Origin of the sequence: Nocardiopsis sp. NRRL B-16309 (assembly GCF_001279585.1) — a bacterium.
Taxonomy (GTDB): domain Bacteria; phylum Actinomycetota; class Actinomycetes; order Streptosporangiales; family Streptosporangiaceae; genus Nocardiopsis.
Map to the genome: position 1 here is coordinate 1 of NZ_LGEC01000060.1, position 10,230 is coordinate 10,230.

At 67.6% G+C, this 10,230-nt stretch carries 10 protein-coding genes and 1 pseudogene; all 11 read left to right on the plus strand.

The genetic code is table 11. The annotated features are described in order from the left end of the window. Window positions 1–1,886, plus strand: a pseudogene (locus ADL05_RS08275) (hypothetical protein); the annotation flags it as partial. Window positions 1,887–2,538: 652 nt separating this feature from the next. Beyond that, a complete protein-coding gene (rpsL, locus tag ADL05_RS08280) occupies window positions 2,539–2,910 on the plus strand; it encodes a 30S ribosomal protein S12 (protein WP_014912437.1) in 372 nt (123 codons plus the stop codon). Window positions 2,911–2,912: 2 nt separating this feature from the next. Continuing rightward, complete coding sequence (gene rpsG, locus ADL05_RS08285; protein ID WP_053616293.1) at window positions 2,913–3,383, plus strand: 30S ribosomal protein S7; 471 nt, start codon at window positions 2,913–2,915, stop codon at window positions 3,381–3,383. A gap of 45 nt (window positions 3,384–3,428) precedes the next feature. After that, window positions 3,429–5,543: an elongation factor G gene (gene fusA / locus ADL05_RS08290; RefSeq protein WP_053616294.1), complete on the plus strand. Its 2,115-nt coding sequence runs from the start codon at window positions 3,429–3,431 to the stop codon at window positions 5,541–5,543. Between the two features lie 78 nt (window positions 5,544–5,621). Then, on the plus strand, window positions 5,622–6,815 hold the full coding sequence (gene tuf, locus ADL05_RS08295; protein ID WP_053616295.1) for an elongation factor Tu: 1,194 nt from the start codon (window positions 5,622–5,624) through the stop codon (window positions 6,813–6,815). 247 nt (window positions 6,816–7,062) lie between these two features. Then, complete coding sequence (rpsJ, locus tag ADL05_RS08300) at window positions 7,063–7,371, plus strand: 30S ribosomal protein S10 (RefSeq protein WP_013156110.1); 309 nt, start codon at window positions 7,063–7,065, stop codon at window positions 7,369–7,371. Between the two features lie 12 nt (window positions 7,372–7,383). Continuing rightward, complete coding sequence (gene rplC / locus ADL05_RS08305; RefSeq protein WP_053616296.1) at window positions 7,384–8,034, plus strand: 50S ribosomal protein L3; 651 nt, start codon at window positions 7,384–7,386, stop codon at window positions 8,032–8,034. Between the two features lie 3 nt (window positions 8,035–8,037). Further along, a complete protein-coding gene (gene rplD / locus ADL05_RS08310) occupies window positions 8,038–8,709 on the plus strand; it encodes a 50S ribosomal protein L4 (RefSeq protein ID WP_053616297.1) in 672 nt (223 codons plus the stop codon). Further along, window positions 8,706–8,996, plus strand: coding sequence for a 50S ribosomal protein L23 (rplW, locus tag ADL05_RS08315; protein WP_053616298.1), 291 nt, complete (start codon window positions 8,706–8,708; stop codon window positions 8,994–8,996). The genes rplD and rplW overlap by 4 nt, the downstream gene beginning before the upstream one ends. 58 nt (window positions 8,997–9,054) lie before the next feature. Continuing rightward, window positions 9,055–9,894 (plus strand): 50S ribosomal protein L2, encoded by an 840-nt coding sequence (gene rplB, locus ADL05_RS08320; RefSeq protein WP_053616299.1) that lies wholly within the window; start codon window positions 9,055–9,057, stop codon window positions 9,892–9,894. Window positions 9,895–9,906: 12 nt separating this feature from the next. After that, entirely contained in the window at window positions 9,907–10,185 is a 279-nt protein-coding gene (gene rpsS, locus ADL05_RS08325) for a 30S ribosomal protein S19 (protein WP_053616300.1), read from the plus strand. Window positions 10,186–10,230 lie beyond the last annotated feature (45 nt).

The following is a 10,230-nucleotide window of genomic DNA, read 5'->3' on the forward strand; positions in this document are numbered from 1 at the left end:
GCGGTCCTGACCAGTCGTGGGACCCGCCGGTGGGCGCCGACCCGAGTCTGGACGGCCCTGTGGCTTCCGACGCGGGCGCCTGGACGCCGGAGCGGCCCGCCGATGACGCGCCGTGGGGTGCGCCGGACGGGGCGACCCTGAACCCGGACTCCGCCGGTTCCGGCCCTGACGCGGATTCGCGTGGCCCGGCCCGCGACGAGGACTCCGATGCCTGGAGCCCGGCCGCCCCCGCGGACGACGCCTACCGGGGTGGCCCGGAGCGGCCGCGGGGATCCGGCCTCTCGTGGGACGCGCCCGTGGGCGCGGACCCGATCCTGGACGGTCCTGTGGCTTCCGACGCGGGTGCGTGGACGCCGGAGCGGCCCGCCGATGACGCGCCGTGGGGTGCGCCGGTGGGCGCGGACCCGATCCTGGACGGCCCGGTCGGTTCCGACGCGGGCGCCTGGACTCCGGGGGACCCCGCGGTCGACACACGGTGGGGTGCGCCGGACGGCGCGATCGTCGACGCGGCCGCCGGACGGGACGACGACGCGTGGGACCCGGCCCGGCCGGAGGACACGGACGGCTGGACCCCGGTCCCCGCCGCCGACGACCTCCCGCGCGGCTCCGCGCGGGACTGGGAGCACGACGAACTCGGCTCCCGGAGCTGGGGGGACGAACGGCGCCCGGACCCGCGGGACGAGGGCACCGAGGGCCTGGAGTCCTGGGCCCCGGCCCGGGAGGGCGAGGACGCCTGGGCGTCGTCGGCCGATCCCGAGCCGTGGACCGGCGACCGGTACGCCGACGAGCTGTCGCCGCAGGCACCGCCCCCCGGCCCGGCCGCCAGCGGCAACACCTGGGCCTTCGACCGGGACGACCTGCGGCTGCCGGACGTCGTGCGCGAGGCCGAGCAGCGTCGCCGGGAGACGGCGAGTGGCCCCGAGTACCAGGACTGGGGCGGCGGGAGCGAGAGCCCGGCCGACCCGCTGGCCGCCATCGCCGATCTGCAGTCGCGAGCCCAGGAATCGGGTGCGCACGGGTACGACGAACCGGTCGGGTACGACGACGGCGCGACGCGGATGTTCGACGCGCCCGCCTACGACGCCCCCGGCCGGGACGAGTCGGGCTACGACGCACCCGGCTACGACGCTCCGGAGTACGGCGCGTCGGGCTATGACGATCCCGGCTACGACGGTCCGCGTGAGGCCGGCGCGACGCAGATGTTCGACGCGCCCGCCTACGACGCCCCTCGCCGCGACGAGTCGGGCCACGACGCACCCGAGTACGACGCACCGGGCTACGACTCACCCGGGTACGACGCTCCGGAGTACGACGCGCCCGGCTATGACGATCCCGGCTACGACGGCCCGCGTGAGGGCGGGGCGACGCAGATGTTCGACGCCTACGCCGAGGACGACGGGTACGACGGCCCCGTGCCGCAGGGGGCGCCGTCGGACGTCGCTCCCCTGGACCGGCGGGACGAGTCCGAGCCCGAGTCGGAGTACGAGGACGGCTTCACCCCGGCCGACTACGGCATGCCCGCGCGGCCCGAGCCGAGGAAGCGCCGCAAGGACCCGATCGCCGACGACTTCCCGGGGTTCGGCGACCGCCCCCTCGGAGGCGAGGCCGGCGACGCCTACCCCGGGTACGACAGCATCGACCACCTCGCGGACACCGAGCGGGGGGCGCTGGTCACCCTGTGGCTGGGCCTCGCCTCTCTGCTGCCCGGCATCGGTCTGGTCACGGCCGTGCTCGCCCTGGCCGTCACCGGCCCCAAGGCCAAGCGCGCCATCCGCGGGTCGCACGGCCAGCTCGACGGCCTCGGCCTCATCACCGCCGGAACCGTGCTCGCGGTGGTCGGCATCCTGGTGACCGTGGTCTCCGCACTGGTGTTCTTCCTGTTCTAGGTCCGGACGAGGGTCCGTGTCCGCGAGGTCGTCCTCGCCGGACGCGGGCCCTTCCCGTCGGACGGGGGCCGCGACGCCGAACCGCCGCCCATGACCTCGGTCACGGCGCGTCCCTCCGCCGGTCGGAGCGCGTGGCGACGGATCTCCGGCGGTGCGGGCCCTCGGCGTCGCGGAGGGGCCCCGCGGCAGTGACGGAACGCATAGCGGCCCGGAACCGGGCCCGCCGTGTCGCCGATCCGCGCGAACCACGGACGAAAGCAGTCGGGAAGCGCGTAGACTAGGGGTGACCCACGGCTGAGCGAGGACTGCTTTCGCGGTTCTCGCCCTGTCGCACACCGTTTTGACCGCATAGTCGGCAGGCGGTAGCCTGTGTGATTGTGCCCGTGAGTCGACGGGTCATCACGTATGTGTGCGGCACCCTTCGTTCCTCGGGAGTGGCTTTCAGGCCTTCCCGGGTAGGCACAGGGCGCGCCGCGTGCGTGAACCCCCTCCCGTAAATCGGCCTCCGGCCGGGTGTCATCGGCTTTGCCGTGCTTGGGAACAAGCGCGACACGCCCGACATCGGGGGTCGGGGAGGTTCGGGAAATCAAGCAGGTCAATAGCGATATCGGCTAAGAGAACCGGCGTAGGTCACGAGGAAGACGGAGACGCGGTGCCCACCATCCAGCAGCTGGTCCGCAAGGGCCGACAGGACAAGGTCGCAAAGAACAAGACCCCGGCGCTGAAGGGGAGTCCGCAGCGTCGTGGTGTGTGCACGCGTGTCTACACCACTACGCCGAAGAAGCCGAACTCCGCTCTGCGCAAGGTCGCTCGTGTGAAGCTCAGCAGCGGCATCGAGGTCACGGCCTACATCCCCGGTATCGGTCACAACCTGCAGGAGCACTCCATCGTGCTCGTGCGCGGTGGCCGAGTGAAGGACCTGCCGGGTGTCCGTTACCGGATCGTCCGCGGTTCGCTCGACACCCAGGGCGTCCGAGGCCGCAAGCAGGCACGTAGCCACTACGGCGCCAAGAAGGAGAAGTAAGCATGCCGCGCAAGGGACCGGCGCCGAAGCGCCAGCTCATCACAGACCCGGTCTACGGCTCGCCGCTCGTCACCGCACTCATCAACAAGGTGCTGCTCGACGGCAAGCGCTCCATCGCCCAGAGCGTCGTCTACGACGCCCTGGAGGGCGCTCGCGAGAAGACCGGACAGGACCCGCTCGTTGTTCTCAAGCGCGCCCTGGACAACGTCAAGCCCGCGCTCGAGGTCCGCAGCCGCCGTGTCGGTGGCGCGACCTACCAGGTGCCGGTCGAGGTTCGCGCCTCCCGTTCCACCACGCTGGCTCTGCGTTGGCTGGTCGACTACTCGCGCAAGCGCCGTGAGAAGACCATGACCGAGCGTCTGATGAACGAGCTGGTCGACGCCAGCAACGGTCTCGGCGCGGCCGTCAAGAAGCGTGAAGACACGCACAAGATGGCCGAGTCGAACAAGGCCTTCGCCCACTACCGCTGGTAACCCCGCGGCGATTCGATTCCTTGAGACCTAGGGAAGACGAGCCTCATGGCTGCTAAGACTGAGCTTGACCTGGCCAAGGTCCGCAACATCGGGATCATGGCCCACATCGACGCGGGCAAGACCACGACCACCGAGCGGATCCTCTACTACACCGGTGTGACCCACAAGGTGGGCGAGGTCCACGATGGCGCCGCCACGATGGACTGGATGAAGGAGGAGCAGGAGCGGGGTATCACCATTACCTCGGCTGCTACCACCACCCACTGGGACGACCACACCATCAACATCATCGACACGCCCGGCCACGTCGATTTCACGATCGAGGTCGAGCGCTCGCTGCGTGTTCTGGACGGTGCCGTCGCGGTGTTCGACGCCAAGGAAGGCGTCGAGCCCCAGTCCGAGCAGGTCTGGCGCCAGGCTGACCGGTACGGCGTTCCGCGTATCTGTTTCGTCAACAAGATGGACAAGATCGGCGCGGAGTTCCAGCGCTGCGTCGACATGTTCCGTGAGCGCCTCGGCGCCAACGCGATGCCGATCCAGCTCCCCATCGGTGCTGAGAGCGACTTCAAGGGCGTCGTCGACCTCGTCCGGATGGTCGCCTACATCTGGAACGACGAGGCCGCGCTCGGCGAGATGTACGACACCGTCGACATCCCCGAGACGCACGTGGAAGCCGCCCGCGAGGCGCGCGACCAGTTCATCGAGACGCTGGCCGAGGCCGACGACGAGATCATGGAGCTGTACCTGGAGGGCCAGGAGCCCACCCTGGAGCAGCTCGTCCCGGCGATCCGCCGCGCGTGCATCGCCGGTACCGCGATCCCGATCGTCTGCGGCACGGCGTTCAAGAACAAGGGCGTCCAGCCCCTGCTCGACGCGGTCACCGCCTACCTTCCCTCGCCCCTGGACGTCGAGTCCGTCGAAGGTCACGACCCCAAGGACGAGACCGAGCAGACCAAGCTGGTCCGCAAGCCCAGCAACGCCGAGCCGATGTCCGCGCTGATCTTCAAGATCATGAGCGACCCCCACCTGGGCAAGCTCACCTACGTGCGGATCTACTCCGGTGTCCTCAAGACCGGCACCCAGGTGCTGAACAGTCTCAAGGGCCGCAAGGAGCGCATCGGCAAGATCTACCGCATGCACTCGAACAAGCGTGAGGAGATCGCCGAGGCGGGCGCCGGCGACATCGTCGCGGTCATGGGTCTCAAGGACACCACGACCGGTGAGACGCTGTGCGACGCGTCCCAGCCGATCGTCCTGGAGTCCATGACGTTCCCGGCTCCGGTCATCGAGGTGGCCATCGAGCCCAAGACCAAGAGCGACCAGGAGAAGCTGGGCATCGCGATCCAGCGCCTGGCGGACGAGGACCCCTCGTTCCAGGTGGCCTCGGACGAGCAGACCGGTCAGACCGTGATCTCCGGCATGGGCGAGCTGCACCTCGAGGTGCTGGTCAACCGCATGCGCGACGAGTTCAAGGTCGAGGCGAACATCGGTAAGCCCCAGGTGGCCTACCGCGAGACCATTCGCAAGAAGGTCGAAGGCTACGTCTACACCCACAAGAAGCAGACCGGTGGGTCGGGCCAGTTCGCCAAGGTCAAGATCGACCTGGAGCCGCTCGAGACCGAGGAAGGCGACGCCTCCGGCTACGAGTTCGTCAACGCCGTCACCGGTGGACGTATCCCGCGGGAGTACATCCCGTCGGTGGACGCCGGAGCCCAGGAGGCCGCGGAGCTGGGTGTGCTCGCGCACTACCCGCTCGTCGGCATCAAGGTGACGCTGCAGGACGGCCAGTACCACGAGGTCGACTCCTCCGAGATGGCCTTCAAGACGGCCGGTTCGATGGCCTTCAAGGAGGCCGTCAAGCTCGCGAAGCCGACTCTCCTGGAGCCGGTCATGGCGGTCGAGGTCACCACCCCTGAGGAGTACATGGGTGACGTCATCGGCGACCTGAACTCCCGCCGTGGACAGATCCAGTCCATGGACGAGCGTTCCGGCGTCCGGGTCGTCAAGGCCCAGGTGCCCCTCTCCGAAATGTTCGGCTACGTGGGTGACCTGCGCAGCCGTACGCAGGGTCGAGCCAACTACTCGATGGTGTTCGACTCCTACGCGGAGGTTCCGTCCGCTGTCGCCCAAGAAATTGTGGCGAAGGTTCGCGGCGAGTAGTCGCGAACACGTAACCAGTCCTGTTCTGCCCACGCGGGGCAGGACACCAGATAGCTCTGTACGTCTAGGAGACATCCAGTGGCGAAGGAAAAGTTCGAGCGGACTAAGCCGCACGTCAACATCGGCACCATCGGTCACATTGACCACGGCAAGACCACGCTGACCGCGGCCATCACCAAGGTGCTGCACGACGCGTACCCGGAGCTGAACCCGTTCACCCCGTTCGAGGACATCGACAACGCTCCTGAGGAGCGCGAGCGCGGTATCACCATCTCCGTCGCCCACGTCGAGTACCAGACCGAGGCGCGTCACTACGCCCACGTCGACTGCCCCGGTCACGCCGACTACGTGAAGAACATGATCACGGGTGCGGCGCAGATGGACGGCGCCATCCTGGTCGTGGCCGCGACCGACGGCCCGATGCCGCAGACCAAGGAGCACGTCCTCCTGGCCCGCCAGGTCGGCGTCCCCGCCATCGTCGTCGCCCTGAACAAGGCCGACATGGTGGACGACGAGGAGATCTTCGAGCTCGTCGAGCTCGAGGTCCGCGAGCTGCTCAGCGAGTACGAGTTCCCCGGTGACGACGTTCCGGTCACCAAGGTCTCCGCGCTGAAGGCCCTCGAGGGCGACGCCGAGTGGGGCGCGAAGGTGCTCGAGCTCATGGGCACCGTCGACAGCTTCATCCCCGAGCCCGAGCGGGACACCGAGAAGCCCTTCCTCATGCCGATCGAGGACGTGTTCTCGATCACCGGTCGCGGCACCGTCGTGACCGGCCGCATCGAGCGCGGTATCGTCAACGTCAACGAGACCGTTGACATCGTCGGTATCAAGGAAGACAAGCAGACCACCACCGTCACCGGTGTGGAGATGTTCCGCAAGCTGCTCGACCAGGGCCAGGCGGGCGACAACGTCGGTCTGCTCCTGCGCGGCATCAAGCGTGAGGACGTCGAGCGCGGCCAGGTCGTGATCAAGCCCGGTACGACCACCCCGCACACCGAGTTCGAGGGCCAGGTCGTCATCCTGTCCAAGGACGAGGGTGGCCGGCACACGCCGTTCTTCAACAACTACCGCCCCCAGTTCTACTTCCGCACCACGGACGTCACCGGCGTCGTGACGCTGCCGGAGGGCACTGAGATGGTCATGCCCGGTGACAACACCGAGATGTCCGTCCAGCTGATCCAGCCGGTCGCGATGGAAGAGGGTCTGAAGTTCGCCATCCGCGAGGGTGGCCGGACCGTGGGCGCCGGTCGCGTCACGAAGATCATCAAGTAGTACGCAAGCCGGGGTGGCCCCCTCATGGAGCCGCCCCGGCGTGGTGGGCGGGCCGTGTCCCGCACGGCCCGCCCCCACACACTCAAGACGTCATCGGGCTCTGTGACGGTGACGCACCGCAGGGGCAAGCCCTGTTGCGGTTTCTCAAGGAAATAGGGGCTCACGGCACACGGCGGACACCGTCGGGCCTGGGGCGTCTGTGACCGGACACCGTTACGGACACTGAAGCGAAGGACGAACAGGCCATATGGCGGGACAGAAGATCCGCATTCGGCTAAAGGCCTATGACCACGAGGTCATCGACAGCTCGGCGCGCAAGATCGTTGAGACTGTGACGCGAACTGGCGCACAGGTCGCGGGCCCGGTGCCGCTGCCGACGGAGAAGAACGTTTACTGCGTCATCCGATCGCCGCACAAGTACAAGGACTCGCGCGAGCACTTCGAGATGCGCACCCACAAGCGGCTGATCGACATCATCGACCCCACGCCGAAGACCGTCGACTCGCTCATGCGACTCGACCTCCCGGCCGGCGTTGACATCGAGATCAAGCTTTAAGGACGCACAGACATGGCCACCAAGCAGATCAAGGGAGTTCTGGGCGAGAAGCTCGGCATGACCCAGGTCTTCGACGACGCGGGCAAGATGGTGCCCGTGACGGTTCTGAAGGCCGGTCCGTGCGTCGTCAGCCGCATCCGGACTCCCGACACCGACGGATACTCCGCTGTCCAGATCGGTTACGGGCAGATCAACCCGCGCAAGGTCAACAAGCCGCTCGGCGACTACCTGCGCAAGAACGAGTTGACCCCGCGCCGCCACTACGTCGAGGTCCGCACGACCGACGCCACCGAGTACACGCTCGGCCAGGAGGTCACCGCGGACAGCTTCGAGATCGGCGAGAAGGTCGACGTCACGGGCAAGAGCAAGGGCAAGGGCTTCGCCGGTGTGATGAAGCGCCACGGCTTCCGTGGTCTCTCCGCCTCGCACGGCACGCAGCGCAAGCACCGCTCGCCCGGTTCCATCGGCGGCTGCGCCACACCCGGCCGCGTTTTCAAGGGCATGCGGATGGCCGGGCGCATGGGCAACGTGCGCAAGACCATCCAGAACCTGACCGTGCACTCCGTCGACGCGGAGAAGGGCCTCATCCTGGTCAAGGGTGCTGTGCCCGGTCCCAACGGCGGTCTGGTGCTTGTCCGTACCGCTGTGAAGGGGGACAAGTAAGCCATGGCCCAGATCGAGGTCAAGAACCCCGAGGGCGGCGCCAAGGGCAGCGTCGAGCTGCCGGAGAGCGTCTTCGCCCAGAAGGTCAGCATCCCGCTGATCCACCAGGTCGTGAACGGCCAGATGGCCGCCGGCCGCCAGGGCACGCACGCCACCAAGACCCGCGGTGAAGTCCGCGGCGGTGGCAAGAAGCCCTACCGCCAGAAGGGCACCGGCCGGGCCCGCCAGGGCTCGATCCGCGCCCCGCAGTACACCGGTGGTGGAACCGTTCACGGTCCCCAGCCGCGTGACTACAGCCAGCGGACCCCGAAGAAGATGAAGGCCGCCGCCCTGCGCGGAGCCCTCTCCGACCGGGCCAACCACGGCCGCATCCACGTCATCAGCCACTTCGTGGCCGAGGACGCGGCCGGCAAGCTCACGCAGACCGCTCTGAAGGCGCTGCGTCAGGTGACCGAGTCCGACAAGGTCCTGGTCGTCCTGGCCCGCGAGGACGAGCACAACCGGCGCGCCCTGCGCAACCTCGGCGAGGTGCACATCCTCGACGCGGACCAGGTGAACACCTACGACGTCCTGTACTCGGACGACGTGGTCTTCACCGAGGCGGGCTACGCCGAGTTCCTGGCCCACGCGGCCGGCACCTCCAAGGCCGCTGAGTCCGAGGAGGACGACCAGTGAGGATCGCTGACCACCGCGACATCATCGTCGAGCCGGTGATCTCCGAGAAGAGCTACGGGCTCATGGACTCGAACAAGTACACGTTCATCGTCCGCCCCGACGCCAACAAGACGCAGATCAAGATCGCCATCGAGAAGATCTTCGAAGTGAAGGTCACCTCGGTGAACACGATCAACCGCAAGGGTAAGCGCAAGCGCACCCGCTTCGGTTACGGGAAGCGTCCCGACACCAAGCGTGCGATCGTCAGCGTCGCCGAAGGCGACCGGATCGACATCTTCGGTGTCTGACCTTTCTCGGGTCTGACCGCTACACACCAAGCAATACGTAAAGGAATGCGCGAAGAAGATGGGCATTCGTAAGTACAAGCCGACGACGCCGGGTCGTCGCGGTTCGAGCGTGAGCGACTTCGTCGAGATCACGCGCTCCGAGCCGGAGAAGTCCCTGGTGCGTCCGCTCCACTCCAAGGGTGGGCGTAACGGCCACGGCCGGATCACCGCCCGCCACCAGGGTGGCGGCCACAAGCGCGCCTACCGCGTGATCGACTTCCGTCGTCACGACAAGGACGGCGTTCCGGCCAAGGTCGCTCACATCGAGTACGACCCCAACCGCACCGCACGCATCGCCCTGCTGCACTACGTGGACGGTGAGAAGCGCTACATTCTGGCGCCCGCCGGCCTCAAGCAGGGGGACCGGGTCGAGAACGGCCCGCAGTCCGACATCAAGCCGGGCAACTGCCTCCCGCTGCGCAACATCCCCACGGGTACGTTCGTGCACGCGGTCGAGCTGAAGCCGGGCGGCGGCGCCAAGCTGGGCCGTTCCGCCGGGTCCCAGATTCAGCTGCTCGCCAAGGAGGGCCGTTACGCCACGCTGCGTATGCCCTCCGGCGAGATGCGCATGGTGGAGATCACCTGCCGCGCGACCGTTGGACAGGTCGGCAACGCCGAGCAGTCCAACATCAACTGGGGCAAGGCCGGCCGCTCGCGGTGGAAGGGCAAGCGCCCGACCGTCCGCGGTGTGGTCATGAACCCGGTCGACCACCCGCACGGTGGTGGTGAGGGCAAGACCTCCGGTGGCCGCCACCCGGTCAGCCCCTGGGGCAAGAAGGAAGGCCGGACCCGGACCAAGGGCAAGGCCAGCGACAAGCTGATCGTGCGGCGTCGGCGTAGCGGTAAGAAGAAGCGGTAAGGAGCACGTCTGATGCCACGTAGCCTTAAGAAGGGTCCCTTCGTCGACGACCACCTCATCAAGAAGGTGGAAGTCCAGAACGAGAAGGGGACCAAGAACGTCATCAAGACGTGGTCCCGGCGGTCCATGATCGTCCCGGAGATGATCGGTCACACGATCGCCGTCCACGATGGCCGCAAGCACGTCCCCGTGTTCGTGTCCGAGTCGATGGTCGGCCACAAGCTCGGCGAGTTCGCTCCCACGCGTACTTTCCGTAGCCACGTCAAGGAAGACCGCCGTAGCCGCCGTTAGCGGTTGCAGCAGGAGTAAGAACCATTTCTCCACGGTGAGTGGGGA

Coding starts and splice junctions, on each gene's coding strand:
- rpsG (WP_053616293.1), top strand. CDS start 2,913: ATGCCGCGCAAGGGACCGGCGCCGAAGCGCCAGCTCATCACAGACCCG.
- fusA (WP_053616294.1), top strand. CDS start 3,429: ATGGCTGCTAAGACTGAGCTTGACCTGGCCAAGGTCCGCAACATCGGG.
- rpsJ (WP_013156110.1), top strand. CDS start 7,063: ATGGCGGGACAGAAGATCCGCATTCGGCTAAAGGCCTATGACCACGAG.
- rplC (WP_053616296.1), top strand. CDS start 7,384: ATGGCCACCAAGCAGATCAAGGGAGTTCTGGGCGAGAAGCTCGGCATG.
- rplD (WP_053616297.1), top strand. CDS start 8,038: ATGGCCCAGATCGAGGTCAAGAACCCCGAGGGCGGCGCCAAGGGCAGC.
- rplB (WP_053616299.1), top strand. CDS start 9,055: ATGGGCATTCGTAAGTACAAGCCGACGACGCCGGGTCGTCGCGGTTCG.
- rpsS (WP_053616300.1), top strand. CDS start 9,907: ATGCCACGTAGCCTTAAGAAGGGTCCCTTCGTCGACGACCACCTCATC.